At 66.2% G+C, this 24,844-nt stretch carries 27 protein-coding genes and 1 pseudogene; 16 read left to right on the forward strand and 12 right to left on the reverse strand.

The window, feature by feature from the left end:
• Positions 1-11: 11 nt before the first annotated feature.
• Complete coding sequence (locus ABD866_RS03260) at positions 12-812, reverse strand: pseudouridine synthase (RefSeq protein ID WP_425549539.1); 801 nt, start codon at positions 810-812, stop codon at positions 12-14.
• 121 nt (positions 813-933) lie between these two features.
• Between ABD866_RS03260 and ABD866_RS03265 the strand changes: the two genes are divergently transcribed.
• Both ABD866_RS03265 and ABD866_RS03270 read left to right on the forward strand, forming a co-directional pair.
• Entirely contained in the window at positions 934-1,269 is a 336-nt protein-coding gene (locus tag ABD866_RS03265; protein ID WP_345061086.1) for an ankyrin repeat domain-containing protein, read from the forward strand.
• Between the two features lie 48 nt (positions 1,270-1,317).
• Positions 1,318-2,241, forward strand: coding sequence for a DHH family phosphoesterase (locus ABD866_RS03270; RefSeq protein ID WP_345061088.1), 924 nt, complete (start codon positions 1,318-1,320; stop codon positions 2,239-2,241).
• Positions 2,242-2,322: 81 nt separating this feature from the next.
• Here the strand turns inward: ABD866_RS03270 and ABD866_RS03275 are convergent, their stop codons facing one another.
• Positions 2,323-2,778 (reverse strand): thermonuclease family protein, encoded by a 456-nt coding sequence (locus ABD866_RS03275; protein WP_345061090.1) that lies wholly within the window; start codon positions 2,776-2,778, stop codon positions 2,323-2,325.
• 133 nt (positions 2,779-2,911) lie between these two features.
• Here ABD866_RS03275 and ABD866_RS03280 point away from each other — a divergent pair, with 133 nt between their 5' ends.
• Complete coding sequence (locus ABD866_RS03280) at positions 2,912-3,517, forward strand: DUF2242 domain-containing protein (protein ID WP_345061092.1); 606 nt, start codon at positions 2,912-2,914, stop codon at positions 3,515-3,517.
• 90 nt (positions 3,518-3,607) lie between these two features.
• Here ABD866_RS03280 and ABD866_RS03285 read toward each other — a convergent pair whose 3' ends face one another.
• The 4 genes from ABD866_RS03285 to ABD866_RS03300 form a co-directional block, all read right to left on the reverse strand.
• Positions 3,608-4,066 carry a DUF6691 family protein gene (locus ABD866_RS03285; RefSeq protein WP_345061094.1) on the reverse strand — a complete coding sequence of 153 codons (459 nt, stop codon included), beginning with the start codon at positions 4,064-4,066 and terminating at the stop codon, positions 3,608-3,610.
• Positions 4,063-4,539, reverse strand: coding sequence for a YeeE/YedE family protein (locus ABD866_RS03290; protein ID WP_345061096.1), 477 nt, complete (start codon positions 4,537-4,539; stop codon positions 4,063-4,065). The genes ABD866_RS03285 and ABD866_RS03290 overlap by 4 nt, the downstream gene beginning before the upstream one ends.
• Before the next feature lie 236 nt (positions 4,540-4,775).
• On the reverse strand, positions 4,776-5,099 hold the full coding sequence (locus ABD866_RS03295) for a hypothetical protein (protein ID WP_345061098.1): 324 nt from the start codon (positions 5,097-5,099) through the stop codon (positions 4,776-4,778).
• Between the two features lie 66 nt (positions 5,100-5,165).
• The gene (locus tag ABD866_RS03300; RefSeq protein WP_345061101.1) at positions 5,166-5,696 is read right to left on the reverse strand and encodes a YqhA family protein; all 531 of its coding nucleotides are present in this window, start codon (positions 5,694-5,696) and stop codon (positions 5,166-5,168) included.
• A gap of 293 nt (positions 5,697-5,989) precedes the next feature.
• On the opposite strand from ABD866_RS03300, the gene ABD866_RS03305 reads away from it, so the two are divergent.
• Complete coding sequence (locus tag ABD866_RS03305) at positions 5,990-6,955, forward strand: M14 family metallopeptidase (protein ID WP_345061104.1); 966 nt, start codon at positions 5,990-5,992, stop codon at positions 6,953-6,955.
• Between the two features lie 104 nt (positions 6,956-7,059).
• On the opposite strand, the gene ABD866_RS03310 is transcribed toward ABD866_RS03305, so the two are convergent.
• Both ABD866_RS03310 and ABD866_RS03315 read right to left on the reverse strand, forming a co-directional pair.
• The gene (locus tag ABD866_RS03310; protein WP_345061106.1) at positions 7,060-7,374 is read right to left on the reverse strand and encodes a hypothetical protein; all 315 of its coding nucleotides are present in this window, start codon (positions 7,372-7,374) and stop codon (positions 7,060-7,062) included.
• A 174-nt stretch (positions 7,375-7,548) separates the two neighbouring features.
• The gene (locus tag ABD866_RS03315; RefSeq protein ID WP_345061109.1) at positions 7,549-8,097 is read right to left on the reverse strand and encodes a DUF924 family protein; all 549 of its coding nucleotides are present in this window, start codon (positions 8,095-8,097) and stop codon (positions 7,549-7,551) included.
• A gap of 190 nt (positions 8,098-8,287) precedes the next feature.
• Between ABD866_RS03315 and ABD866_RS03320 the strand changes: the two genes are divergently transcribed.
• The 3 genes and pseudogenes from ABD866_RS03320 to ABD866_RS03330 form a co-directional block, all read left to right on the forward strand.
• Positions 8,288-10,120: a 3'-5' exonuclease gene (locus tag ABD866_RS03320; RefSeq protein ID WP_345061112.1), complete on the forward strand. Its 1,833-nt coding sequence runs from the start codon at positions 8,288-8,290 to the stop codon at positions 10,118-10,120.
• Between the two features lie 76 nt (positions 10,121-10,196).
• Complete coding sequence (locus ABD866_RS03325; protein ID WP_345061114.1) at positions 10,197-11,759, forward strand: SIR2 family protein; 1,563 nt, start codon at positions 10,197-10,199, stop codon at positions 11,757-11,759.
• Between the two features lie 57 nt (positions 11,760-11,816).
• Positions 11,817-11,972, forward strand: a pseudogene (locus tag ABD866_RS03330) (VOC family protein); the annotation flags it as partial.
• 84 nt (positions 11,973-12,056) lie between these two features.
• Here the strand turns inward: ABD866_RS03330 and ABD866_RS03335 are convergent.
• Entirely contained in the window at positions 12,057-13,184 is a 1,128-nt protein-coding gene (locus ABD866_RS03335) for a Fic family protein (protein ID WP_345061118.1), read from the reverse strand.
• A gap of 91 nt (positions 13,185-13,275) precedes the next feature.
• Between ABD866_RS03335 and ABD866_RS03340 the strand changes: the two genes are divergently transcribed.
• Complete coding sequence (locus tag ABD866_RS03340; RefSeq protein WP_345061120.1) at positions 13,276-13,620, forward strand: hypothetical protein; 345 nt, start codon at positions 13,276-13,278, stop codon at positions 13,618-13,620.
• 23 nt (positions 13,621-13,643) lie between these two features.
• Positions 13,644-13,907 (forward strand): hypothetical protein, encoded by a 264-nt coding sequence (locus ABD866_RS03345; RefSeq protein WP_345061123.1) that lies wholly within the window; start codon positions 13,644-13,646, stop codon positions 13,905-13,907.
• A 266-nt stretch (positions 13,908-14,173) separates the two neighbouring features.
• Here the strand turns inward: ABD866_RS03345 and ABD866_RS03350 are convergent, their stop codons facing one another.
• A complete protein-coding gene (locus ABD866_RS03350; protein ID WP_345061126.1) occupies positions 14,174-16,024 on the reverse strand; it encodes a glutamine--tRNA ligase/YqeY domain fusion protein in 1,851 nt (616 codons plus the stop codon).
• Between the two features lie 181 nt (positions 16,025-16,205).
• Between ABD866_RS03350 and ABD866_RS03355 the strand changes: the two genes are divergently transcribed.
• The 5 genes from ABD866_RS03355 to ABD866_RS03375 all read left to right on the forward strand — a co-directional run bounded on the left by ABD866_RS03355 (position 16,206) and on the right by ABD866_RS03375 (position 19,503).
• Positions 16,206-16,562: a hypothetical protein gene (locus tag ABD866_RS03355; RefSeq protein WP_345061129.1), complete on the forward strand. Its 357-nt coding sequence runs from the start codon at positions 16,206-16,208 to the stop codon at positions 16,560-16,562.
• A 178-nt stretch (positions 16,563-16,740) separates the two neighbouring features.
• Complete coding sequence (gene aroQ, locus ABD866_RS03360) at positions 16,741-17,196, forward strand: type II 3-dehydroquinate dehydratase (protein ID WP_345061132.1); 456 nt, start codon at positions 16,741-16,743, stop codon at positions 17,194-17,196.
• A 21-nt stretch (positions 17,197-17,217) separates the two neighbouring features.
• Positions 17,218-17,643, forward strand: coding sequence for an alternative ribosome rescue aminoacyl-tRNA hydrolase ArfB (gene arfB, locus ABD866_RS03365; protein WP_345061135.1), 426 nt, complete (start codon positions 17,218-17,220; stop codon positions 17,641-17,643).
• A 261-nt stretch (positions 17,644-17,904) separates the two neighbouring features.
• Entirely contained in the window at positions 17,905-18,756 is an 852-nt protein-coding gene (locus ABD866_RS03370; RefSeq protein WP_345061137.1) for a DODA-type extradiol aromatic ring-opening family dioxygenase, read from the forward strand.
• Between the two features lie 75 nt (positions 18,757-18,831).
• Positions 18,832-19,503, forward strand: coding sequence for an alpha/beta hydrolase (locus ABD866_RS03375; RefSeq protein ID WP_345061139.1), 672 nt, complete (start codon positions 18,832-18,834; stop codon positions 19,501-19,503).
• 175 nt (positions 19,504-19,678) lie between these two features.
• On the opposite strand, the gene ABD866_RS03380 is transcribed toward ABD866_RS03375, so the two are convergent.
• Positions 19,679-20,155 carry an Lrp/AsnC family transcriptional regulator gene (locus ABD866_RS03380; RefSeq protein ID WP_345061141.1) on the reverse strand — a complete coding sequence of 159 codons (477 nt, stop codon included), beginning with the start codon at positions 20,153-20,155 and terminating at the stop codon, positions 19,679-19,681.
• A gap of 131 nt (positions 20,156-20,286) precedes the next feature.
• Here ABD866_RS03380 and ABD866_RS03385 point away from each other — a divergent pair, with 131 nt between their 5' ends.
• Positions 20,287-21,567, forward strand: coding sequence for a methionine gamma-lyase (locus ABD866_RS03385; protein ID WP_345061143.1), 1,281 nt, complete (start codon positions 20,287-20,289; stop codon positions 21,565-21,567).
• Here the strand turns inward: ABD866_RS03385 and ABD866_RS03390 are convergent.
• A complete protein-coding gene (locus ABD866_RS03390; protein ID WP_345061151.1) occupies positions 21,500-21,988 on the reverse strand; it encodes an Lrp/AsnC family transcriptional regulator in 489 nt (162 codons plus the stop codon). The genes ABD866_RS03385 and ABD866_RS03390 overlap by 68 nt on opposite strands.
• A 102-nt stretch (positions 21,989-22,090) precedes the next feature.
• Between ABD866_RS03390 and mdeB the strand changes: the two genes are divergently transcribed.
• A complete protein-coding gene (gene mdeB, locus ABD866_RS03395) occupies positions 22,091-24,733 on the forward strand; it encodes an alpha-ketoglutarate dehydrogenase (protein ID WP_345061145.1) in 2,643 nt (880 codons plus the stop codon).
• The last annotated feature ends 111 nt before the right edge of the window (positions 24,734-24,844 follow it).

Genomic DNA, 24,844 nt, shown 5'->3' on the forward strand with positions numbered 1-24,844 from the left:
GCCGCGCGGCATCAGGGCCGTGCGGGCGGGGTGGCACTCCACTGCCAGGGCAGCAGTCCGCCCAGGTGCTGCCAGGCTGCCCAGGGCGCTTCGGTGGGGGCCTCGGCACCCGCACCTGTACAGGCCTGCTGGGCGCGCGCATTGAGCGGCCAGGGCAGGCCGCTGTGCAGCACGAGTGGCCGTCCGTCGGCCGGGTGCGGCAGCGTCAGTGCCCAGGCGTGCAGCCACAGGCGCTGCAGGCCTAGCCGCTCGGCCCACCAGCGGTTCAGCGGCCCCTTGCCATGCGTGGCGTCGCCAATGATCGGGTGGGCGATGTGCTTGAGATGCCGGCGGATCTGGTGGCGGCGGCCCGTGTGCGGCTCGGCCAGTACCAGGCTGGCGCGCGTGCTGGCAAAGCGCGGATCGCTCACCTCGGGCCAGTCGCACCGAGCCAGGCGTGTGAACCGGGTCTGTGCGGGTTGGGGCGGGGCGTCGGCAGGCGCGTCGTCGGGGCGCAGCGCGTGGTCCACATCCGCCGCTTCCGGGGCCCAGCCGCGCACCAGGGCCAGGTAGCGTTTGTGCACGCGGTGCTCGGCAAAAGCCTGGCCCAGGCGCGACGCGGCCTCGGGGTGCAGCGCCAGCACCAGCACGCCGCAGGTGCCCTTGTCGAGCCGGTGCGCCGGGTACACGCGTTGGCCCAGCTGGTCGCGCACCGCCTGCACCACAAAGCGGGTTTCGCCTGCGTCCAGCCCCGTGCGGTGTACCAGCCAGCCTGCGGGCTTGTACACGGCGACCAGGTGGTCGTCGCGCCAGAGCACGGGCAGGGCGGGCAGGGCATTCGGTAACACGGGGGCGGGCACTAGGGAAAGCCGCGGATTGTGCCGCAGCCCCGGCGGCCTACACTGCGGCCCCGCATCTGCGTGATTCGCCCACCCTGAACCCCAAGGAGTTGCCATGTCGGCTGGAGACTGGAAAGACATGTACGCCGCCGCCGTGGCGGGTGATCTGGCGCTGGTGCGCCACCACATCCGCGCGGGCGTCAACCCCAACTACCAGCACCCTGAGATTCTGTGCACGCCGCTGGTGGCCAGCCTCATCCACGGGCATGACGAGCTTGCCCGTTTTTTGCTGGAACACGGGGCCGACCCGCAGCTCAAGTCGGAGTTTGACGACATGACGCCGCTGCAGGCGGCGCGCCGATATGGCCGCACGGCGCTGATTTCGCTGCTGCAAGGCCGCGGCGCGCGCGAGGTGCGCACGCCGTTCTGGTGGCGCTGGCTGCCCATCTGACGCAAGCCGCATGGCGGCCCGGGCCTGATCCGCGACAATGCGCGGCCCATGAAGAAATCCCTGCTGCCCCTTTCGCTGACCACTGCGCCCGACCGCGCCGACCCCGCACCGCTGGTGCTCTACCACGGCAAGGGCTGCCCCGACGGATTTGGCGCGGCCCTGGCGGCCTGGCGCTACTACGAAGGGGCGGTGGAGCTGCGCGGGCTGGACCACGGCGAGGTGCAGACCCTGGCCGACCTGCCCCCGCTGGCCGGGCGGGCGGTGTACATCCTCGACTTCTCGTTCCCGGCCGAGATCCTGCGCGGCATCGACGCGCAGGCTGCCAAGCTGGTGCTGCTGGACCACCACCGCAGCGCCGCCGACCAGCTGGAGGGCTTTGCCTGCCGCTGCGGCGCCGTGTACTTCGACATGGCCAAGTCGGGCGCGCGCCTGGCCTGGGAGTTTTTTCACCCCGACGCCGAACTGCCCGATCTGGTGCGTTACATCGAAGACCGCGACCTCTGGAACTGGCAGTACCCCGACAGCCCCGCCTACCTGGCGGCGCTCGACATGGAGCCGCAAGACATCGCGCGCTGGGACACGATTGCCCGCTTTGACGCCGCCGAGCAGGCCCGCTTCATGGAGCGCGGCCAGGCCATGGACGCCAAGTTCCGCAAGCTCGCGGCCGACATTGCCGAAGGCGCGCAGCCCGTGGTCTTCAACGGCCATGCGGGGCTGATGGTGAATGCCCCCGGCGTGTTCCACAGCCTCGTGGGCGATCTGCTGTCGCAGCGCAGCGGCACGTTTGCGCTCATGTGGTCGGCGGGCAAGGGCGGGGTGGTCAAGGTGGGGCTGCGCTCGCAGCCCGGGTTTGATTGCATCCCGCTGGCGCAGAGCATGGGCGGTGGCGGCCATCCGCAAGCCTGCGGCTTTCGCATGAAGGCCGAGCGCCTGCCCGGCCTGCTGGCAGGCGCGCTACAGGCCAACGCGTAAAGCCCAGCCCGCCTCGGCGTGGGCCGTTGGATGTGTGGGCAGACGGGCCGAGCGCCGCAGCGCCCGCAGTGCCCGCAGTATTCAGCCCCGACCCTGTGCCCCATGCCGCTGGCGGTACACCCAGGGCGGCTGCGGGCGCGGCTGCGACCACAGCCCCTGCTGTGCCTTGCGCGCGCGCTGCTGCAGCGGCTGCAGCGCCGGGTCGGGCGTGCGCGGAGCGTGCGCGTACACCCAGGCCATGCCCGCACCCACCTGCGCACGTGCCACGTCCTGGCCGCGGCATTCCACGCGGGCCACGGTGCGGCCGTAGCTGTCGCGGTCTACGGGCGTCATGCGCGCCTGCTGGCGCAGGCACAGCGCGCGCAGGTGGTCGCGCGAGCGCAGGCCGTAGGCCTGCTTGCGTTCGGGCGCGTCAATGTCGGCCACGCGCACGCGCAGCGGCGCGGCACCCGGGGTTTTCTGGCACTGCAGCGTCAGGGTGTCGCCGTCCGAGACGGCCACCACCAGACACCAGCCGGCCACGGCAAGCAGGGACAATGCGGCTCCTTTCGGTGTGGGGCCGCGACTATAGCGGCAGGCTGCAAATCCCTGCCGCAACGGGCCTGCACCTGGGCCTGCAACTTTTGCGCTCTGCCACACTCCACCCCCAGGCGTTTGCCAGAGAGGGACCATGACCACCAGCTTGACCACGCCATCCCGGCCCGCCCACCCCAGCCGCCGCGCACGCCTGCCGCTGGCCGCTGCCGCAGCGCTGCTGGCCGCCGCACTGGCCGGTTGCGCCACCAGCCCGCCGCTGCCGCGCTTTGAGCCGCAGGAGCGCTTCGACTCCGGCACCACCTATTCGCGCCTGTTCGATGCGCGGCCCGACCGCACCTGCGAGGCTGCGCGACGTGCGCTGCTGAGCCAGGGCTACATCATCACCACCCACACGCCCGACCTGGTCGAGGGCCACAAAAACTTCCAGCCCAGCGCAGAGTCGCACCTGCAGATGGTGATCCGCGTGGTCTGTGTGCCTGAATCGCCCGACGGCCGCGTGAGCCTGGGCTTTGTGACCGCCGTGCAGGACAGCTACACCCTGAAGAAGTCCAACAACTCGGCCAGCCTGGGCGTGGGGGCCATTGGCTCGGTGTCGCTGCCGCTCACGGCCAGCAGCGAATCGCTGGTCAAGGTGGGCAGCGAGACCATCGCGGCCAACAGCTTCTACGAGAGCTTTTTTGACCTGATGCGCCGCCACCTGCTGGCCGACGACAGCACGCCCGACGAGGCACCACGCTGAGCGCTCTGCAGCACCAGGTTGCAAGCCAAAACGCCTGCTCGTGCTTGGAATTCAAGCACGAGCAGCTATTAAATTTATAGCGGACGGCTGTCAGCGTTTGGCGTCGGCCCGCCAGCCCTGTGCCATCGCACCGAGCGCAATGCCCACCAGCGCCCACAGCAGCTGCGTGTTGCCCGTGCCCAGCGCGGCAATGGCCGGCCCCGGGCACACGCCGCACAGGCCCCAGCCCACGCCGAACAGCGCCGCGCCCTGCAGGGTGTCGCGGTTCCAGGGGCGGGCCTGGGTGTCGAACTGGCCGCCCAGCAGCGGCGCGCGCAGCCAGCGCGGCGCGCCCTGGTAGGCCAGCAGCGTCACCAGCACGCCGCCGCCCATCACCAGCATCAGGCCCCAGTCTTCAAAGCGCAGAAAGCCCAGCACCACCTCGGGCTGCACCATGGTGGACAGCGCCAGCCCAAAGCCGAACAGCGCCCCGGCGACCAGCGTGGCCAGCCACTGGCCCAGTGTGTGCGGCGCGCGCACGGCCATCGCGGACGGTGCGGGCGCGCTCATGCCAGCCCCCAGGCGATCAGGTTGGCCGTGACGAAAGCCGTGGCCATGAAGGTGAGCACCGCCAGCAGCGACGGCCACTGCAGCGAGCCCAGGCCGCAGATGCCGTGGCCCGACGTGCAACCGTTGCCCAGCCGCGCGCCATAGCCCACAAAGAAGCCGCCCACCAGCAGCTGCCAGGTGGGCACCTGCGTGGTCTGCGCCACGCCGCCGCCCGCCCACAGCCACCACACCGCCGCGCCCAGCACCACGCCCAGCGCATACACCAGCCGCCAGCCGCGCGACTGCACAAGGCGCGCCTGCTGAAAAAACGGCCGCGTGCGCAGGGCGTACGTCCAGGTGGACGAGAACACGCTGCTCATGCCGCCCACGCGGCCGGTGCACACAAACAGCAGCGCCACGCCAGCGCCCAGGCACAGGCCGCCCAGCAGGTAGTGCTGCCAGCCCAAAGGAAAAAGGTCGGTCAGGAGGTTCATGCGGCCGGATTATCCGGGCGCTGCCTGCATCGCTGCAGACGGGTGCGGCGTGTGGGGCGGGGCTTGTCGGGGGGGGCGGCAGCGCGTCGGTCGGCACTTGGACCGGTGCGTATTGTGGGTGCCCTGGCCGATTCACCGCGGGCGCGGCCTGGCGCAGCAGCGGCGCCCGGCACCGCAGCGGCGCCCGGCACCGTCGCCCGCCCGCCGCCGCTGGCACGCGGGCCGTGCCCGGCGCATCAGGCCTGCCACACGCCAAACCCGGCCGAACGCAGATCGATCCCGATCTCCACCTCGCGCTCGGCGGCTTCGTCGTAGCGCATGGGGTTGAAGCCTTCGTACAGATCGGGCAGCAGGCGCAGACCGTAGCGCTGCACAAAGCGGTTGGCCTGGATGCCCGCCTTGTGCTTGTCAAAGCGCACGTCTGGGTCCAGCCCCGTCATGCCCACGTACACGCAGGGCTTGCCAGGCACATAGCCGGGGTTGGCCTTGCGAAAGCGCGGCTCGTCCAGCACGCGGGGGTGCAGCTCGATCACGTACACATGGTGGTGCGGGCGGGCCATGGCGCGGGCGGGCGGCGGTGGGGCTGCGCAGGGCGGGGCAGGCCCGGCCCTGCCGGGGCCGTGGGCTCAGTTCTCGTCGTGCGGCTTCTCGCGCGTGAGCCGCTCGGCAAACGAGATGCCGATGGCCGACAGCACAAACGTGAAGTGGATGATGGCGATGTAGGTCACCACCTTCACGCTCTCCAGCGTCAGGTCGCCGCTCAGGTAGGTCTTGAGCGCATGCACGCCCGAGATGGAAATGATCGCGAACGCCAGCTTGAGCTTGAGGTTGTAGGTGTTCACATGGTCCAGCCAGTCGGGCTTTTTCATGTCGCTCTGGTCGAAGTGCCCGGTGGTCACAAACAGCGACACCCCGGCCAGGGCCACCACCCACACGAGCTGGGCCACCATGGTCATGTCCACCAGCTCCAGCACCTTGATGATCAGCTCGATCTTCTCAAGGTCGCCCAGCAGCAGGGTCTGCATGAGCTTGAAGGTCTCCAGCAAAAACTTGCCCAGGATGCCGAAGATGATGCCCACCAGCCCGACATAGAAGAACAGCATGGTGAACCGCATGCGGTAGAGCAGCGAGCCAAAGCCCGAAAGAATCTTTTCCATGAAATCCCTTGAGTTGTGCAACCGGTGCGCCGCGTGCAACCGCAGCAGGCGCTGTCGGGCCGAATCATAGGCCCGCGCAGCAAAGGCTTGCCGTGCATAGGCCCGCCGGGCCGGGGCGATGCCGCCCGGCCTGTGGCCTGCGCGACGCTCGCGTTGCAACGGCGCAGCGCTGCCGATGGCGGGGCGCAGGCCGCGCGCCAGCGCCTGCACAATCGGGGGCCCGGCACACCCGCCGCCCTGTTCGCAGGCCTTCTGGCAGGCACTCTTGCACCTTTGACCCAGGCACCGCATCCATGTTGGCACCCAGCACCCCCAGCGCCGCACCCGCATCGGCGTTTCCGCCCGCTTCGTATCCCATTGGCACCCCCGGCCAGCCCTGGGGCCCGGCCGAAGTCGCCCAGTGGCGCGCCCGCCAGGTGCGCCAGCGCAGCTATGCGCAGGATGTGCTGGCCGTGGTCGATACCCTGCGCGAGCGTTTTGACGTGCGCAGCTACGGCGAGGTGGCCTATGGCGACGACCGCTACGCCCTGCAATCCATCCGCCCGCGCCAGTGGGCCGCAGGCCGCCCCACGGTGCTCGTCACCGGCGGCGTGCACGGCTATGAAACCAGCGGCGTGCTGGGCGCGCTGCGCTTTGTGCAAGAACATGGCGAGCGCTACGCCGAGCGCGTGAACTGGCTGGTGGCCCCCTGCGTGAGCCCCTGGGGCTGGGAGCGCATCCAGCGCTGGAACCACGACGCCATCGACCCCAACCGCAGCTTCAGGCCCGGCACCACGGTGCAAGAGCCCGCCGCGCTGCTGGCGCTGATTGCGCCGCTGCAGGGCCAGTTTGCCGCGCACATCGACCTGCACGAAACCACCGACACCGACGAATCCGAATACCGCCCCGCCGTGGCCGCGCGCGATGGCAAGGCCTTCGTGCCCGGCACCATTCCGGACGGCTTCTATCTGGTGGACGACACCGAAAACCCCCAGCCCGCCTTTCAGAAGGCCGTGCTGGAGGCCGTGGCCAAGGTCACCCACATTGCGCTGCCCGACGAGAAGAACGAACTCATCGGCTCGCCCATGACCGAGCCCGGCGTTATCCGCTACGAACTGACCGCCTGGGGCCTGTGCGGCAGCGCCACCGGCGCGCGCTACACCACCACCACCGAGGTGTACCCCGACAGCGCCCGCACCACGCCCGAGGAGTGCATTGCCGCGCAGGTAGCGGCCGTGTGTGCGGTGCTGGATTTTGTGCTGGGGCAGCAGGCGGGGTGAGGGCGGGCAGATGTGGCGCGCCATGGGGCGTCACTCTGGCGCGCCCGCTGGGGTCCCTTGTCCGTCACGGTGAGGCTTTGAACCCCTCGCCACGCTCATAGGGGCTAGCCGCCCTGCAGCGCCCCCAGCAGCCGCGCGCTCACCTCGGCCGCATCCGGCGCGGCAAAGGCCATGTTGTGCTGCGCCGTCAGCGGGCCATGCCCCGGCTCCATGCCGCCATCGGCGCTGTAGCCCATGGCCTTGAACTTCCACACCCCGCCCACCTGCTTGAGCGTGCCTACATGAGCGCCCGTGGCGGTGTGCACGGCCACCGCCGTGGCGTTGACCGGGCGCAGCCGCAACGGCCCCGCGAGCGGGCCGGGTGGCACAGGGCCGTAGGTGGGGGTGAACAGGGGCGGAGAGGGCGGTGTCTGCTGCATGGCGCTGGTTGTATCGCAGATCGGAGGGCCGACTGGCCACGGTGGCGGGCGTGTGCCCGCCTGGGTTCTTGCGCAGGTCGCCGTCAGACCATAGCAGTGAGCATCAAAACGGCCGCTCGTGCTGATCAATCAAGCACGAATAGCTACAAAAAACATAGCAAACCATCGCCGTGGCTAGAACCCAGACCCGGGCTCGCTCAAAAACGCCCACTCTTCGGGCGTAGAGGTGCGACCCAGGATGGCGTTGCGGTGCGGGTAGCGGCCAAAGCGGTCGATGATGGCTTTGTGGCGGCGCTCGAAGTCGAGGTTGTTTTCCATGCCCGGCTGTGCAAACAGCGCCAGCGCCTCTTGGTGGATGGCGGCCGATTCGCTGTGCATGTAGGGCATGTAGGCAAACACGCGCTGCGCGGTGGGCAGGCGCTGGTCTTGCCCACGGGCCACCAACTCTTGTGCCAGCGCCAGGGCCAACGCATCTTGCGCAAAAGCCCGGGGCGTATCGCGCCACACGTTGCGCGAGAACTGGTCCAGCACCAGGATTTCGGCCAGGCGGCCCTCGGGCGTGGCGCGCCACGCAAACAGCTCACAGCGGGCCGCAGCTTCTAGCGTGGGGCCAAAGCGGCTGCGGATGGTCTCGTCCAGCGCAGCGTCTTTGGCGAAGTGCTGCTGGGCGGCGAGTTCGGTGAACCAGAAATGCAGAACGGCGGAGGGTGCTTCTAGCGGCATGGGGAGGGGCGAGTTCGGATGGGGGCTCATGTTGCACCTTGTGCGCCTGCCGATGGTGGCACAGCCTTGCGCTGGGCAGCGGTCGGCCTTGGGGCCCTGCTTTGGTCGTAAAACGCAATACTTTTTGTAGCGGTTTTGGCATCATGGTCCGCAACCATCAACCTAACCACAACAAGAGGGACGACAGCGGATGGCGGTGCTAATACCCGCACTTGGCAGTTGCGTGGCCCGGATGACCAGCGGCGAAAAACGGGTGGCCGAAAGGCTGGAGCAAAAACTCGATGCAGATTACCTGCTGTGGTACGACGTGGCCGTGGGCCCGCGCTACCAGCACCCGGACTTTGTGGTCATGCACCCGCGCCGGGGCATCTTGATTTTGGAGGTGAAGGACTATCGCCTCTCCACCATCCTGCAGGCCAACAAGCAGACCTGGCAAATCCACGGCGAAACCGGCCCTAAAACCCTGCCCAACCCGCTGGAGCAAGCCCGCCAATATGCCCACCAGGTGGTGCAAGCGCTGGAGCGTGATCCGCAACTCGTCCACCCCGACGGCCGCTACCAAGGCAAGCTGGCTTTTCCGTGGAGCTATGGTGTGGTGCTGCCCAACATCACCCGCGCGCAGTTCGACAAAGCCGAACTCGGCCACGCCATCGAGTCGCACCGCGTCGTCTGCCAAGACGAAATGGGCGAACACGTGGAACCCGAGGCCTTGCAAAGCCGCCTGTGGGACATGTTCCCGTACATGATGGGCGGGGCCATGTCGTTGCCGCAGATGGACCGCGTGCGCTGGATCATGTTCCCCGAGGTGCGCGTGCAGGTGCAAGACCCGCTGTTTGACGACACCGACGAAGCCGCCGAGCTGCCCAGCATCATGCGCGTGATGGACCTGCAGCAAGAGCAGCTGGCTAGATCCCTGGGCGACGGGCACCGCGTCATCCACGGCGTGGCCGGTTCGGGCAAGACAATGATCCTGGGGTACCGCGCCGAGTACTTGGCCCGCGCCCACGCCGCAGGCAAGCCAGTGCTGGTGCTCTGCTACAACGAGCCCCTGGCCGTCAAGCTCGCCGCCACCATGTCCGCCAAGGGCCTGAACGAGCGAGTGCACTGCGTCCACTTCCACAAATGGGCACGCGCCCAGCTGGTGGCCTATGGGCAAGCCTTGCCCGCAGACAACCAGAGCGTGGACGCCAAGATGGCCGACATGGTCCAGCGCGTCATCACCGGCGTGGACCGGGGTCACATCCCCACCGGCCAATATCTGGCCGTGCTAATCGACGAAGGCCACGACTTTGCGCCTGAATGGCTCAAGCTCGTTGCGCAAATGGTGGACCCCACCACCAATAGCTTGTTGGTGCTGTACGACGACGCGCAAAGCATTTACGAGCGGGGCCGCAAAAAGAACTTCAGCTTCAAAAGCGTTGGCATCCAGGCCCAGGGCCGAACCACCATCCTCAAGATCAACTACCGCAACACGCGGCAGATTTTGCAAACCGCCAACGCCATCGCGGGCGACCTGCTCACCGCCGAAGACCGCGACGACGACGGCATCCCCCTCGTCAAACCCGTAAGCTGCGGCCGCGACGGCCCCGAGCCCATCGTCATCAATTTGCCCACCCTGCCCGAACAGGCCGCCAAGATCGCCGAGCTGCTGCAAGGCGCACATGCGGATGGCTTTGCCTGGGGCGACATGGCCGTGCTGTGCCGCACCGAAAAAATCCGCGACCTGTGCGCTAGCGCCCTCTACAAACGCGGCGTGCCCGTGCAAAACCGCCGGGGGCCGGGCGACTACGACCCGCTGGCCAACAGCGTGAAGGTCATGACCATGAAGGTGAGCAAGGGCCTGGAATTCCCGATGGTGGCGATACCGGGGGTGGAGCGGCTGGGGGCAGAGGCTACCGATGCGGGAGAGGGTGCGCAGGCGCTGTCAGAAGTCGAGGCGCAGGCGCGCAGGGAGGCGGCGCGGGTGTTGTATGTGGCGGCGACCAGGGCTACGCAGAGGTTGGTGTTGGCAGGGATACCTTAGCCTGGATTATTCCTGCTTCATCTAACGATAAATTTTAAATCTGTATTTGTTGGTGATTTTTCTTGCGGTTTGAATTATGAATAGTCAAGAAATTGAAAATAATATTTTGAGTATTTTGCGTGCCACATCTTCCTCTCCTTTTCTTTTTGTTGGATCGGGGTTTTCGAGAAGATATTTTAATCTTCCGCAATGGGATGAACTTCTTAAGAAGTTCTGTAGGGATGAAGATGAGTTTGATGAATTGATGGCTACTGCATCGCAAAACCTCCCCAATGTGGCCACTCTGCTTGCAGAGCGTTACCATGATCGATGGTGGAATGAAAATGGTTTTTCGAAAAATAGAGATAATTTCAAGTCTCTCTCAAATGGAAAGAAGCTTTCCAATAAAACATCAGCTTTGCGGTGGGAGATCTGCGGCTATATAAATAATCTATCTAAATCTGGAAAATATCTGCTTGAGGATGAAATTAATGTATTGAAAACAATAAACATTGACGGAATTATCACAACTAATTGGGACGGTCTTCTGGAGGAGATATTTCCAGAGCATGAAGTATATATTGGTCAGGAGGATTTGTTATTTTCTAACCCGCAGTCAGTTGGTGAAATTTATAAAATTCATGGCTGTGCATCCGACCACGAAACCTTGGTATTGACCGCGGATGATTATTCAAATTTTCACAGACTGAATCCTTATCTTGCTGCCAAGCTAATCACGATTTTTGTTGAACATCCTGTTGTGTTTATTGGATATTCCATGCAGGATGAAAATATCATTTCTTTGCTTTCATCTATCGTTGGTGTTTTGGATCAGGAGAAGCTGACCAAATTGAGTAAAAACTTAATTTTTTTACAAAGAGCCAAAGGTGCTCCCAGTTCAATTGAGGGTTACACCTTGCAGTTTGGTAATAGATCAATACCAACAACGGTTGTTAAAAGTGATGATTTTTCACCGGTTTATCAAGCGATATCTGCGGTGGAGAAAAAGATACCAGTCAGATTGCTGAGACTCTATAAGCAGCAATTTTATGAGATAGTTAGCAGCACTCAGCCCAGCAAACGAATGCATGTGGTTAACGAGACAGAGTTATCAAAAGAAAAAGAAGTCCAGTTTGTTGTGGGTTTAAGTGTAGCTACAGACGCAGCTAGCAGGATTGGCTATAAGGGCATAAAGGTAATAGACCTATTTGTTGATTTGCTGATTGATGCAAATTATAAGAGTGACCTCATCTTGTCGGATACAATCCCAAATGTCTCTGCTGCGACAAAATATATTCCCATATTTAAGCACTTGAGGCGTGTTCAAATTGACAACAAGAGTGCATTGAATTCTTCGGGCTATGATTTGACTGGCCGGTTGCCTCTAAAGGGGGCTGAGTTCTACCAGACTGTGACATATAAAGAGCGCTACAAGAGAGATGCAGGCGGCTTGAGTTTTTCTCAGATTCAGAGAAAATTTGACCCTTCCGTTGCGGCATATTTAATACCATTTATGCCTGAAAGCTTGCTGGATTTGTCGGCGCTGGAAAAATTTTTGTTAAAGAATATTGAAAGAATAAAAACGCAAGGCGCTTCTTCAACGCCCTTTCGTAAGCTTGCTTGTTTCTACGACTGGAAGGTAAACGGCTTCGATTTGTAGAGTAATTTAAATAGTGGAAAATGAGTGCAGGTTGCAAGGCATCTCTATCTGAAATCCGCCCGGCTGCGGGCGCTGGGGGCAGAAGTGAAGCCGCCCCGCCCACGGGTGGAGGGCGAGGGGCAGTCACTGTACTTTTACGACTTTGACAACCACCTGTTTGAGCTGCACACCAGCACGCTGGCGCAGCGGCTGGCGCGGTATGCGCAGGGGTAGGTGGTGGTGACTTGCTGCGTTGCTATACCGCGAATTGCTTCTGATTTGATAGCTGCTAGCGCTTATTCCTAAAGCGCTAGCAGCCTATTTGACCAAGGTGTAGGCGGTATTCCGCCCGCCACCTTCCAGCCGCGCCAGCACGCCCCGGGCCAACAGGTCGTTGATGTCGCGCAGTGCAGTATCGGGCGAGCATTTGGCCATCGCCGCCCACTTGGCGTTGGTCAGTTTGCCTTCCATGCCATCCAGTACGCGGTTCAGCACCTGCGTTTGGCGGGTGTTCATGGGCGTGCCCGCCCAGCGCTGCCAGAACTGGGCTTTGTCCAGCACGCCCGCCAGTGTGGCGTCTGAGCCCTGCACGGCGCGCAGCAGGCAGCCCAGAAACCAGTGCAGCCACGGGGTCACGTCCAGCGGGCCTTTTTGGGTGGCTTCTAGCTGGTCGTAATAGTCTTTGCGCTCGCGCTGAATCTGTGCGCTGAAGCTGTAAAAGCGCTGATGTGTGCCTTCAGCGCGTGCCAGGGCCATATCGCCCACGGCGCGGCTCAGGCGGCCGTTGCCGTCGTCAAACGGGTGCAGGGTGACCAGCCACAAGTGGGCCAGCCCGGCTTTGATGAGGGCGTCGCCCACTGGGGCGGCTTCAAACCAGTCAAAAAAGGCCTGGGTTTGCGCGGGCAGGGTGGCGGCGGGCGGGGCTTCGAAGTGCACTTTCTCTCTGCCCACTGGGCCGGACACCACTTGCATGGGGCCGCTGGCATCGGTGCGCCACCCGGCCACGGTGATGCGCATGCGCCCGCTGTAGCCGGTGGGGAACAGCGCCGCGTGCCAGCCAAACAGGCGCTCGGCGGTCAGGGGTTGGTCAAAGTTGCGGGTGGCGTCCAGCACCACATCCACCACGCCGTCCACATTACGGTCGCTGGGGGCCAGGGCTCCAATATCGAGCCCCAGCTTGCGGGCCACGGAGGAGCGCACGGCGTCCAGGTCCAGCCGCTCGCCCTCAATGGCGCTAGTGGTGACGACTTCTTGCGTCAGCACCTGCAAGGTGGCCTGGTCGCGCTGCGCCAGCCCCAGCTCTGCCATGCGCCCGGCCAGCATGCCCTGTGCGCGGTGCACCTGTGCCAGTGGCGCGGCCAGGGCGGCGGCATCAAAAGCAAGGTTCGGCCAATCGGGCAACTGCCAGAGGTAGCGGGGCGTGCGGGTGGGGCGGTGGGGGCGCATGCGGTGATTATGGAGGTTATTCACCGCAAATAATGCGGCGAATAAATGCGCTTTTCGCCGCACATCTGTTGCTGCACAAGAGGCTGGCGACATGGCATTCACCGCCTGCGCTGGATTGCGCTGGCTTGCGTGCGGCGCACCCGCATGGCTGCGCATGGTGCCCGCTATGCTCCCCACCCGACGAAACACGAAATACACGATACCCGCCCTGCACGAAATCATTTGCCCCCACTGCACCAAAGCCTTCAAGATCGACGAGGCGGTGTATGTCGGCATCCTCAAGCAGGTGCGCCATGGCGAGTTTGAGCAAGCTTTGCACGAGCGCCTCAAATTGGCCGAGCGGGAAAAGCAGGGCGCCATTGCGCTGGCCAAGACGGAGGTGACCAATGCGCTGCAAAAGGCAGCGGCGGCCAAAGACACCGGATTCAGGCGCTGACAACCCAGCTCGACGCGGGCGAGGTGGCGCGCAAGCTGGCCGGTACCGAGGCTTTGGGCACGGTGAGCAAAGAGCGCGATGCGCTGGCCAGCGAGCTGGCCCAAGCATGCAGCGCACAGCAGGCTGATGCCCAGTTGGCCGAGACCAAGCTGGCCCAGGCGCTGCAGGCCGAAGCCGCAAAAAAGACGCCGAGATTCAGGCCCTGCAAGCCAACCTGGCGGCTAGCGATGTGGGGTACGGAAACTGGCGGTGAACCAGGCCGTGAGCGTGATGGCTCAAGAGCGTGATGCGCTAAAGAGCGAGTTCATCTCGTCATTGTCAGAAACCAGTTGCAAGAGAACCCCGACGATGGCGGCGAAATTTGCGGAGTTGAAGGCGCTTGACTGAACCTCTTACGCCTGAACGTGGAAAGGCGTAAGCAGGCCCCGTTTGAGGTTTTTCAAAATGCCAACTCGCTCGTCGAGACAACCCCGAAACGGCTTGCCGGTCAAATCGGCAAGCGTTCCGGGGGCAATGTCAACCCCAACTCCATGTCTGTGCGAGCGTGTGGCTGTTATTTCCCCCAAGAATCCTTCAACCCCGTCACCCGGTTGAACACCACTTTCCCGCTCACGCCATGGTCCGCCCGGTCGGCTACGAAGTAGCCGTGCCGCTCGAACTGAAACTTCTGGTCCGGCTGGGCAGCCGCCAATGACGGCTCCACAAACGCCGTCACCGCCTTCAAGCTGCCCGGGTTCAGCAAACTCAAGAAGTCTTTGCCGCCCGCGTCGGGCTGGGCGTCGGTGAACAGGCGGTCGTACAGGCGCACTTCGGCCTGCACGCCGTCCTGCACGCCCACCCAGGTGATGGCGGCCTTGGCTTTCACGCTGTCGGCGCCGGGGGTGCCGCTCTTGGTGCCGGGGATGACTTTGGCGTGCACTTCGGTCACGGTGCCGTTGGCATCCTTGGCGCAGCCGGTGCATTCGATGACGTAGCCGCCCTTCAGGCGCACCACGTTGCCCGGGTAGAGCCGCTTGTAGCCCTTGGGCGGCACTTCTTCAAAGTCTTCGCGCTCGATCCACACCTCTTTGCCGATCTTGAACACGCGGTCGGGCGGCGGGGTTTGGCCTTCGGCAATGGCGCTGTGGGGCAGGGCGGGCTGGGTGCAGTCTTCGGTGTAGGCGTCGCTGCCAAAGGCTTCGGCCCAGTTGGTCAGCACCAGCTTGACGGGGTCGAGCACGGCCATGCCGCGGTGGGCTTTGTGTTCCAGGTCTTCGCGCAGGCAGCCTTCGAGCGTGCTGTAGTCGATCCACGAATAGTCTTTGGTCACGCCGATGCGTTCGCAAAAGAGCTGCAGCGCCTCGGGCGTGTAGCCGCGGCGGCGCAGGCCCACGATGGTGGGCATGCGGGGGTCGTCCCAGCCGCTGACGATGCCGTTGTCTACCAGATGCTTGAGCTTGCGCTTGCTGGTGACCACGTAGGTGAGGTTCAGGCGCGCAAATTCGTACTGGCGCGGCTGCGGCGTGCTGATGAGGCCGCCTTCGCGCAGGCGGTCGAGCAGCCAGTCGTAAAACGGGCGCTGGTCTTCAAACTCCAGCGTGCAGATGCTGTGGGTGATCTGCTCCAGCGCGTCTTCAATGGGGTGGGCAAAGGTGTACATCGGGTAGATGCACCACTTGTTGCCGGTGTGGTGGTGTTCGGCGTGCTTGATGCGGTAGATGGCCGGGTCGCGCAGGTTGATGTTGGGGCTGGCCATGTCGATCTTGGCGCGCAGCACGGCCGCGCCGTCGGGCAGCTTGCCGTCGCGCATCTCGCGAAAGCGCGCCAGGTTCTCGGCCGGGGTGCGGGTGCGGAAGGGGCTGTCCACGCCGGGCTTGCCAAAGTCGCCGCGGTTGGCCTTCATTTCCTCGGGCGTCTGCTCGTCCACGTAGGCGTGGCCGGTTTCGATCAGGTATTCGGCCGCGCGGTACATGAAGTCGAAGTAATCGCTGGCCTGAAACGGCTGCGCGCTGCCCGCGGCCTGGCCCACCTGGGCCCAGTCAAAGCCCAGCCAGCGCACGGCGTCGATGATGCCGTCCACGTATTCCTGGTCTTCTTTTTCGGGGTTGGTGTCGTCAAAGCGCAGGTGGCACACGCCGCCGTAGTCGCGCGCCAGGCCAAAGTTCAGGCAGATGCTCTTGGCGTGGCCGACGTGCAGGTAGCCGTTGGGCTCGGGCGGAAAGCGCGTGCGGATCTTGGCCGGGTCGGGCTCGCCCTGGGCGTGGTGGGCGGCGTCGCCAGGGCTGCCGCCCCAGCGGCGGCTGGCGTAGGTGCCTTTGTCCAGGTCAGATTCGATGATCTGGCGCAGAAAGTTGCTGGGGCGGGTGGGTTCGGTGGGGGTGGCGGCGCTGGGCGCGGCGCTGTTGGCGGGGGCAGAAGTGCTCATGCGCCTCATTTTAGGCGGGGGGTGCCGTGCCATCTGTCGCCAGCCCGCGCGGGCTGTACGTTCGGAAACAATCGCGCGCGCTCGGCATGACATCGTTTGGGCCACTTGGCGCGTTAAGCGCCTGCGGGCGGTTGCATGGGCCCCTTCGGTGCCTTGGCACCGCCCCCTTCAGGAGACTTTCATGAAGACGATTTCCCAAGGTTCTGCATCCGGCTGGCTGGCCGCAGCCGCCGTGGGCGCTGCCGCGCTGCTGGCCGCTGGTGCTGCGCAGGCGCGCGACGTGCATTGGTCCATTGGCATCAACTCCCCCGGTGTGGCCGTGGGGGTGGGCAACGGCTACCCGGTGTATGTGGCCCCGGCCCCGGTGTATGTGCCGCCGCGCCCGGTGTACTACGCCCCGCCGCCGCCTGTGTATTACGCGCCGCCGCGGCCTATCTATTACTCGGCACCGCCCGTGGTGGTGCAGCCCTACGGCTATTACGAACGGCCGTACCGCCACCACCGGCACCACCGCCACCACAAGCACTGGGACGATTGAGCGCCGGGGCCGCCGCACTTCCCCGGCGCGGGCGTGGGGGCTGCCCGCACAGCGCGCCCGCCGGTTGCGCAGGCTGGTGTGGTGATGGTCAGGGCGCCGGGTGGTGGCGCGGCACGGGCCGTGCTTCATTTCATAATCGGCGGCTCCACCCTTGCCAACCTGTGCGGAGCCCGCTGCCGTGAAAACCGTTTTCGTCCTCAATGGCCCCAACCTGAACCTGCTGGGCACGCGCGAACCTGCGGTGTACGGCGCGCAGACGCTGGCCAATGTCGAGCAGCTCTGCCAGGCGGCCTGCGCGCGCCACGGGTTTGCGCTGCGCTTTCACCAAAGCAACCACGAGGGCGCGCTGGTGGACTGGATCCACGAAGCCGGCCGCTTGCACGCGCAGGGCGCGCTGGCGGGCGTGGTGCTCAACGCCGGGGCCTACACCCACACCAGCATTGCGCTGCTCGATGCCGTCAAGGGCACGGGCGTGACGCTGGTGGAGCTGCACATCAGCAACGTACATGCGCGCGAGAGCTTCCGTCACCATTCGTACCTGTCGGGCGTGGCCCGGGCTGTGATGTGCGGCTTTGGCGTGGGCGGCTACGGCCTGGCCATCGACGGGCTGGCGCAGTGGCAGGCCGCGGCCTGAGGCGCGGGCACCGTTCCACTGATGACCCCGCTGCGCCACCCCCGCCACGCCCTGCACTGGGTGCGCGAAGACGAGGTGGAATGGACGGCCGTGCGCGCCCAGGGCGCGGGCGGGCAGAACGTGAACAAGGTGTCCAGCGCGGTGCACCTGCGTTTTGATGTGGCGGCCTCGTCGCTGCCGCCAGACATCAAAGACCGGCTGCTTGCGCTGCACGATGCGCGGCTCACGCAAGGCGGCGTGGTGGTCATCAAGGCCCAGACGCACCGCAGCCAGGAGCTGAACCGCGCCGACGCGCTGGCGCGGCTCGATGCGCTGATCCGCAGCGTGGCCCAGCCGCCGCGCGTGCGCCGCGCCACGCGGCCCACGCTGGCCTCGCAGATCCGGCGGCGCGAGGGCAAGCGCCAGCGCAGCGCCGTGAAGGCGTTGCGCGGCCGGGTGGCCGACTGAGTGTGACGGCCTGCGTGTAGTGGCCTGCGTGTGGCGGCTGGCAGCGGTGCGCTGCCGCGCAGGCAGGTGGGCAGGTGGGCAGGTGGGCAGGTGGGTGCAATCTGCCGCACTTTTTGTAAGCCACGCGTCATTGGGCTTGAAATCGCAACAATGCGTTGCGTGCTGGCAGGCTTGGCGGGGCTGCGCGCAAGCCTCACAGTGTGGGCAGCAGGGGGCGGCGCACCAGCGTGATCCCCCGCGTTTTGCCCGCCAAGCCGCACCATGACCCCGAACGCCCCCGACTCCCTTCTTGCCTCCCCGGCAAGCCCCGCCGCCACGGGCCGCTTGCCCACGCTGTTTGTGTCGCACGGCGCACCGCTCTTTGCCATCGACGCAGGCGAGAGCGGCCCGGCCCTCACGCGCTGGGGCGCCGCGCTGCGGGCGCAGCACCCGGGCCTGAAGGGCGTGGTGCTGATGTCGCCGCACTGGATGGCGCGCGGCCCGGCCGTGATGGCGAACCCCCGGCCCGCCACCTGGCACGACTTTGGCGGCTTTCCGCCCGCGCTGTACCAGTTGCAGTACCCGGCCCCGGGCGCCCCAATGCTGGCCCAGCGCGTGCAGGGCCTGTGGCAGGCCGCGGGCATGCCCGCGCAGGCCGACCCTGAGCGCCCGCTTGACCACGGTGCCTGGGTGCCGCTGATGCACCTGTTTCCGCAGGCCGATGTGCCGGTGGTGCAGGTGGCGCTGCCGGTGGGCGCACGCGCGGCCGACGTGCTGGCCCTGGGCGCGGCCCTGCAACCGCTGCGCGATGAAGGCGTGCTGGTGGTGGGCACCGGCAGCATGACGCACAACCTGCAGGAGTTTTTTGGCGGGCAAGACGCCCCCGCGCCCTATGTGACGGCCTTCAGCCGCTGGGTGGAGGACGCCGTGGCGCGCGGCGACGTGGCCGCACTGCTCGACTACCGCCGCCAGGCCCCGCACGCAGCCCGCGCCCACCCGACCGAAGACCACTTTTTGCCGCTGTTCTTTGCGCTGGGTGCCGCAGGCGCAGGGGCCCGGCCCGACTACCTGAGCCGCGAGGTGATGTACGGCATGCTTGCCATGGACAGCTTCGCGCTGCATGCTGCGCATTGAGGGACCTGGCCTGCTGCTGCCGCTGTGGATGGGCCTGCCAGAGATGATGATCAAAATGCCGTGTCGTGCTTGTCCATGCTGAATCTTCCGCTCTCTTTTTTGCAGCGCCCTGCTGCGCCCGCCACCCCGCGCCCCTGGCTGCTGGTGCTGATGCACGGCGTGGGCAGCAACGAGCACGACCTGTTTGCGCTGGCTGCGCAGTTGCCCGAGCACTTCCATGTGCTGAGCCTGCGCGCCCCGCACCGCATGCGGCCCGGCGCCCATGCGTGGTTTGACTTTTCCATCGAGCCGAACGGCGAGCGCACCATCGACGAAGCGCAAGAGGCGCACAGCCGCGCCGTGGCGGCCGAGGCCATTGCCGCCGCCCAGGCGCAGACCGGCATTCCGCCCGAGCGCACGGTGGTGGGCGGCTTCAGCCAGGGCGGCATCATGGCGCTGTCGCTGCTGCTCACGCGGCCCGAGCTGATGCACGCCGCGCTGGTATGGCACGGCCGCCTGCTGGCCCAGGCCGTGCCGCTCACGGCGCCGCACGATGCGCTGGTGGGCAAGCGCCTGTGGGTCAGCCACGGCAGCCACGATGCGGTGATCCCGGTGCAGCACGCCCATGCGCTGCGCCACCACATGGACAGCCTGCCGGTGAGCGTGACCTACCGCGAATTTCCGTCGGCACACGAGATCCGCCCCGGCGAGCTGGCGGCCACGCTCGAATGGCTGGAGTCGCTGGTCACTGGCGCAGTGCCGTTCTAGGGAAGCGCTGTACAACGCCCTGCGGTCTGCGCGGGCACGGCCTCGGGCGGTCCGCTGCGTTGCTTTTCTGGCCCATCGCGCGGCGATGGGCTGCCAAAAGCGCCTTGCGGTCCATCCCGACCCGCACCCGCCCATCCTTGCCAGGGTGATGCAGAGCTGCCCTTGCGGCTGCTGCTCAATCGAGCGGCAGCGCCGTGGTGCGCTTGACTTCCTTGAGCGAAAAGCTGGTTGAAATCTCGCGCACGCCCGGCAGGTTGCGCACCACGCTGCGCACGAACTCCGAAAAACGCTCCAGGTCCTGCGCCACCACTTCGAGCTGGTAGTCGTAGCGGCCCGAAAGGTTGTGGCACGACAGCACCTGGGGCAGCACCTGCACCTCGCGCTCGAACGCGGCGGTGGTTTCGTCGGTGTGGTTGTGCAGGCCCAGGTGCACAAAACCCAGCACGCCATAGCCCACGCGGTGCCGGTCGAGCTGCGCGTGGTAGCCCGCAATCACGCCCGACTGCTCCAGCTGCCGCACGCGCCGCCAGCAGGGCGAAGGTGACAGCGCCACCTGCTCGGCCAGCGTGCCCACGGTGGTGCGGGCGTCGCGCTGCAGGGTGCGCAGCAGGCTGCGGTCCACGGCGTCCAGGTCGGCGGCAGGGTGGGGCATGGATTGCCTTGGTTGGTTAACAGAAGGGCAAATTATTCCAGTTTTGAGGGTTTTCCGGGCCTGAGAACGCAAAATCTTGCCCGGCGGCTGGCCCAAGAATCGGTGCATTCCCACTCACCGACGGCCTCCGCATGACCACCACCACCCCCGCCAGCCTTGCCGGTTTCAGCACCCGCGCCATCCACCACGGCTACGACCCGGCCGACCACCAGGGTGCGCTGGTGCCACCCATCCACACCTCGGCCACGTTCGCCTTTCCGGACGTGGCCTACGGCGCGCGCTGCTTTGCGGGGCAGGAGCCCGGCTACTTCTACACGCGCATTGCCAACCCCACGCTCGCGCTGCTGGAGGCACGCCTGGCCAGCCTGGAGCAAGGCGCGGGCGCGGTGGTGTTCGGCTCGGGCATGGGTGCGGTCACGGCCACGCTGTGGTCCCTGCTGGAGCCGGGCGACGAGATCGTGGCCGACCTCACGCTCTACGGTTGCACCTTTTCGTTTTTGCACCACGGGCTTGCGCGCTTTGGCGTGCAGGTGCGCCATGCCGACCTGACCGACCCCGCCGCCCTGGCCACCGCCATCGGCCCGCGCACCCGCGTGGTGTACCTGGAGACCCCGGCCAACCCCAACATGCGGCTGGTGGACATTGCCGCCGTGGCCGCCGCGGCCCACGCTCAGGGCGCCAAGGTGGTGGTGGACAACACCTACTGCACGCCCTACCTGCAGCAGCCGCTGGTGCTGGGGGCCGACGTGAGCCTGCACTCCATGACCAAGTACCTCGGTGGGCATGGCGATCTCACGGCCGGTGCCGCCGTGTTTGCCGACCCCGAACTGGCCCAGCGCGTGCGCCTGTACGGCCTCAAGGACATGACGGGCGCGGTGATGTCGGCCCACGACGCCCACCTGGTGATGCGCGGCCTGAAAACCCTGGCGCTGCGCATGGACCGCCACTGCCAGAGCGCCCAGGCCCTGGCCGAGCTGATCGCCGCGCACCCGGCCGCCGCCGCTGTGCACTACCCGGGCTTGCCCGGCTTTGCCCAGCATGCGCTGGCCCGCCGCCAGATGCGCCAGATGGGCGGGATGATCGCGTTCGAGCTGCACGGCGGGCTGGAGGCGGGCGTGCGCTTCATGGACGCGCTGCAGCTCGTCACCCGCGCCGTGAGCCTGGGCGACGCCGAAACCCTGGCCCAGCACCCGGCGAGCATGACGCACTCGACCTACACGCCCGAGCAGCGCGCCGCGCACGGCATTGCCGAAGGGCTGGTGCGCCTGTCGGTGGGCCTGGAAGACCTGGCCGACCTGCGCGCCGACATCGTGCAGGCGCTGGACCAGGCGCACGCGCTGGCGCTCAGCCTGGGTGGCGCGCTGCCCCGGGCTGCGGCAGCGGCAGCGCCGTCTTGTAGCGCACCTGCTTGAGCGCGAAGCTGGAGCGGATCTTCTCCACCCCCGGGATGGGGCTGAGCTGCTCCAGGATGAAGCGCTCCAGCGCCGCCATGTCGGCCACGGCCACGCGGATCAGGTAGTCGGAGTCGCCGGTCATCAGGTAGCACTCCATCACCTCGTCGTGTTCGGCAATGCGGCGCTCGAAGTCGGCCAGCGCCTCTTTGCTCTGGGTGCGCAGGCTGATGTTGATGAACACATTGAGCCCCAGCCCCAGTGCCGCCGCGCTGGCCAGCGCCACGTAGCGGCTGATGACGCCCGCCGCCTCCAGCGCCTTGACCCGCGCCAGGCAGGGCGAGGGCGACAGGTGCACGCGCCGCGCGAGTTCGACATTCGACAGCGCGCCATCGACCTGCAGCTCGGCCAGGATGCGCAGATCGATGGCATCGAGCTTGATATTTTGTGGACTGCTCATAAGCCAGCATTTTGTGCTGCAAAACACCGTGATGCCCAGCGCTTTGGCATCACATTCTGCCCGCCAAGCCCTACAGTGAAGCCCATGAACGCCACCACCCCTCTGCACCTGCTGGGTGCGCCCTCGGCACACGATGCCGACCCCCTCGAGACCGCCGAATGGCGCGACGCCTTTCTGGCGTTGTATGCCACCGCCGGGCCCGAACGGGCGCGCCAGATTCTGGACTCGCTGGCACAACTGGCGCGCGCGCAGCGCGTGGGATGGCAACCCGACCTCAACACCCCGTACGTCAACACCGTGGCGGTGCAAGACCAGCCGCTGTTCCCGGGCGACCTGGCCATCGAGGAGCGGCTGGCGTCGCTGATGCGCTGGAACGCGCTGGCCATGGTGGTGCGCGCCAACCAGGCCTATGGCGAGCTGGGCGGGCACATTGCCAGCTACGCCAGCGCGGCCGACCTGTTCGAGTGCGGCTTCAACCACTTCTTTCGCGCCCGTGAAGGCACGGGCCCCGGCCAGCACCGGGGCGACCTGGTGTTCTTCCAGCCGCACAGCGCGCCCGGCGTGTACGCGCGGGCCTACCTGGAAGGCCGCCTGTCGGAACAAGACCTGATGCACTACCGGCAGGAGATCACCGCGCCCGCAGCTGGTGCCCAGGGCCTGTGCAGCTATCCGCACCCGTGGCTCATGCCCGACTTCTGGCAGTTCCCCACGGGCTCGATGGGCATCGGGCCCATCAGCAGCATCTACCACGCGCGCTTCATGCGCTACCTCACGCACCGCAACCTGCTCGACTGCATGCATCGCAAGGTGTGGGGCGTGTTCGGTGACGGCGAGATGGACGAGCCCGAAAGCATGAGCGCGCTGACCCTGGCCGCACGCGAGGGGCTGGACAACCTGGTCTGGGTGGTCAACTGCAACCTGCAGCGCCTCGATGGCCCGGTGCGCGGCAACGGCCGCATCGTGGACGAGCTGGAGCGCCTGTTTGCGGGCGCGGGCTGGAACGTCGTCAAGCTGCTGTGGGGCAGCGACTGGGACGGCCTGTTTGCCCGCGACCTCACGGGCACCCTGGCGCGCACGCTGCAGGCCACGGTGGACGGCCAAATGCAGACCTTTGCCGCCAAGGACGGCCGCTTCAACCGCGACAACTTCTTTGGCCAGAACCCCGAGCTGGCCGCGCTCGCCCAGGGCATGACGGACGAACAGATCGACCGCTTGAAGCGCGGCGGGCACGACCTGGTGAAGATCCACGCCGCCTACGCGGCCGCGGCCGCCCACCGGGGCCAGCCCACGGTTATCCTGGCCCACACCAAAAAGGGCTACGGCATGGGCCAGGCCGGGCAGGGCAAGATGACCACGCACAGCCAGAAGAAGCTCGACGCGGACGACCTGATCGCCTTCCGCAACCGCTTCCAGTTGCCGCTGTCGGACGAGCAGGTCACGGGCCTGGCGTTTTACAAGCCCGCCGACGACAGCCCCGAGATGCGATACCTGCGCGAGCGCCGCGCCGCGCTGGGCGGCGCGCTGCCGAAGCGCCACACCGCCTGCGACGTGGTGCCTGTGCCCGCGGTGGGCCAGTACGCGCAGTTTGCGCTGCAGGCCGACGGCAAAGAGATGAGCACCACCATGGCCTTTGTGCGCATGCTGGGCACGCTGCTGAAGGATGCGCCACTCGGCCCGCGCATCGTGCCCATCGTGGCCGACGAGGCGCGCACCTTCGGCATGGCCAACCTGTTCAAGCAGGTGGGCATCTACAGCAGCGTGGGCCAGCGCTACGCGCCCGAAGACATCGGCTCGGTGCTCAGCTACCGCGAGGCGCTGGACGGGCAGATTCTGGAAGAAGGCATCAGCGAAGCCGGTGCCATTGCGAGCTGGACAGCCGCCGCCACCAGCTACAGCGTGCACGGCTTGGCCATGCTGCCGTTCTACATCTACTACTCGATGTTCGGCTTCCAGCGCGTGGGCGACGCCATCTGGGCCGCGGCCGACCAGCGCGCACGGGGCTTTCTGCTGGGCGCCACCTCGGGCCGCACCACGCTGGGCGGCGAGGGCCTGCAGCACCAGGACGGTTCCAGCCACCTGGTGGCGGCCACCATCCCCAACTGCAAGGCGTACGACCCGGCCTATGCGGGCGAGCTGGCCGTGATCCTGGACGCGGGCATGCGCGAGATGATGGTCGAGCAGCAGGACGTGTTCTATTACGTCACGCTGATGAACGAAAACTACGCCCAGCCCGACCTGCCCGCAGGCGCGGCCGAAGGCGTGCTGCGCGGCGCCTATGTGTTCGAGCGCCACACGCCCGCCACCCCCGCGGCGGGCGCACCGGCCGTCACGCTGCTGGGCTCGGGCGCCATCCTCACCGAAGTGCGCCAGGCCGCTGTGGCCCTGGCCGCCGAGGGCATCGCGGCCACTGTGGTCAGCGTGACGAGCTGGAGCGAACTGGCCCGCGACGGCCAGGCCTGCGAACAGCGCTGGCTGGCCGGGCAGCCCGCAGGCACCCCCTGGATCACGGCGCTGCTGCAGGCCACCGAAGGGCCGGTGATTGCCGCCACCGATTACGTGCGCGCCGTGCCCGAGACGGTGCGCGCCTGGATGCCCGAGGGGCGGCGCTTGGTGACGCTGGGCACCGATGGGTTTGGGCGCAGCGATACGCGGGCTGCGTTGCGGCGGTTTTTTGGGGTGGATGCGCAGGCGGTGGTGGGGGCGGCCAGGGCGGTGCTGGGGGGGTGAGGGTTTTGGGTTGCTCGTGCTTGTTTGTTAAGCACGAGCAGCTATCAAATTAATAGCAATTGGCTCGGTTGGGCGGGTTGGCGGTGGTTGGCCGCTGGCTTGAGCTGTGTT

It is taken from the genome of Acidovorax lacteus (assembly GCF_039540375.1).
GTDB classification, from domain to species: Bacteria; Pseudomonadota; Gammaproteobacteria; order Burkholderiales; family Burkholderiaceae_C; genus Acidovorax_G; species Acidovorax_G lacteus.

What these genes read in the sequence shown, in the direction of transcription:
- ABD866_RS03265 (WP_345061086.1), top strand. Translation starts at nt 934, where the DNA reads ATGTCGGCTGGAGACTGGAAAGACATGTACGCCGCCGCCGTGGCGGGT.
- ABD866_RS03270 (WP_345061088.1), top strand. Translation starts at nt 1,318, where the DNA reads ATGAAGAAATCCCTGCTGCCCCTTTCGCTGACCACTGCGCCCGACCGC.
- ABD866_RS03280 (WP_345061092.1), top strand. Translation starts at nt 2,912, where the DNA reads ATGACCACCAGCTTGACCACGCCATCCCGGCCCGCCCACCCCAGCCGC.
- ABD866_RS03285 (WP_345061094.1), bottom strand. Translation starts at nt 4,066, where the DNA reads ATGAGCGCGCCCGCACCGTCCGCGATGGCCGTGCGCGCGCCGCACACA.
- ABD866_RS03290 (WP_345061096.1), bottom strand. Translation starts at nt 4,539, where the DNA reads ATGAACCTCCTGACCGACCTTTTTCCTTTGGGCTGGCAGCACTACCTG.
- ABD866_RS03295 (WP_345061098.1), bottom strand. Translation starts at nt 5,099, where the DNA reads ATGGCCCGCCCGCACCACCATGTGTACGTGATCGAGCTGCACCCCCGC.
- ABD866_RS03300 (WP_345061101.1), bottom strand. Translation starts at nt 5,696, where the DNA reads ATGGAAAAGATTCTTTCGGGCTTTGGCTCGCTGCTCTACCGCATGCGG.
- ABD866_RS03305 (WP_345061104.1), top strand. Translation starts at nt 5,990, where the DNA reads ATGTTGGCACCCAGCACCCCCAGCGCCGCACCCGCATCGGCGTTTCCG.
- ABD866_RS03310 (WP_345061106.1), bottom strand. Translation starts at nt 7,374, where the DNA reads ATGCAGCAGACACCGCCCTCTCCGCCCCTGTTCACCCCCACCTACGGC.
- ABD866_RS03315 (WP_345061109.1), bottom strand. Translation starts at nt 8,097, where the DNA reads ATGCCGCTAGAAGCACCCTCCGCCGTTCTGCATTTCTGGTTCACCGAA.
- ABD866_RS03320 (WP_345061112.1), top strand. Translation starts at nt 8,288, where the DNA reads ATGGCGGTGCTAATACCCGCACTTGGCAGTTGCGTGGCCCGGATGACC.
- ABD866_RS03325 (WP_345061114.1), top strand. Translation starts at nt 10,197, where the DNA reads ATGAATAGTCAAGAAATTGAAAATAATATTTTGAGTATTTTGCGTGCC.
- ABD866_RS03335 (WP_345061118.1), bottom strand. Translation starts at nt 13,184, where the DNA reads ATGCGCCCCCACCGCCCCACCCGCACGCCCCGCTACCTCTGGCAGTTG.
- ABD866_RS03340 (WP_345061120.1), top strand. Translation starts at nt 13,276, where the DNA reads ATGGCATTCACCGCCTGCGCTGGATTGCGCTGGCTTGCGTGCGGCGCA.
- ABD866_RS03350 (WP_345061126.1), bottom strand. Translation starts at nt 16,024, where the DNA reads ATGAGCACTTCTGCCCCCGCCAACAGCGCCGCGCCCAGCGCCGCCACC.
- ABD866_RS03355 (WP_345061129.1), top strand. Translation starts at nt 16,206, where the DNA reads ATGAAGACGATTTCCCAAGGTTCTGCATCCGGCTGGCTGGCCGCAGCC.
- arfB (WP_345061135.1), top strand. Translation starts at nt 17,218, where the DNA reads ATGACCCCGCTGCGCCACCCCCGCCACGCCCTGCACTGGGTGCGCGAA.
- ABD866_RS03370 (WP_345061137.1), top strand. Translation starts at nt 17,905, where the DNA reads ATGACCCCGAACGCCCCCGACTCCCTTCTTGCCTCCCCGGCAAGCCCC.
- ABD866_RS03375 (WP_345061139.1), top strand. Translation starts at nt 18,832, where the DNA reads ATGCTGAATCTTCCGCTCTCTTTTTTGCAGCGCCCTGCTGCGCCCGCC.
- ABD866_RS03380 (WP_345061141.1), bottom strand. Translation starts at nt 20,155, where the DNA reads ATGCCCCACCCTGCCGCCGACCTGGACGCCGTGGACCGCAGCCTGCTG.
- ABD866_RS03385 (WP_345061143.1), top strand. Translation starts at nt 20,287, where the DNA reads ATGACCACCACCACCCCCGCCAGCCTTGCCGGTTTCAGCACCCGCGCC.
- mdeB (WP_345061145.1), top strand. Translation starts at nt 22,091, where the DNA reads ATGAACGCCACCACCCCTCTGCACCTGCTGGGTGCGCCCTCGGCACAC.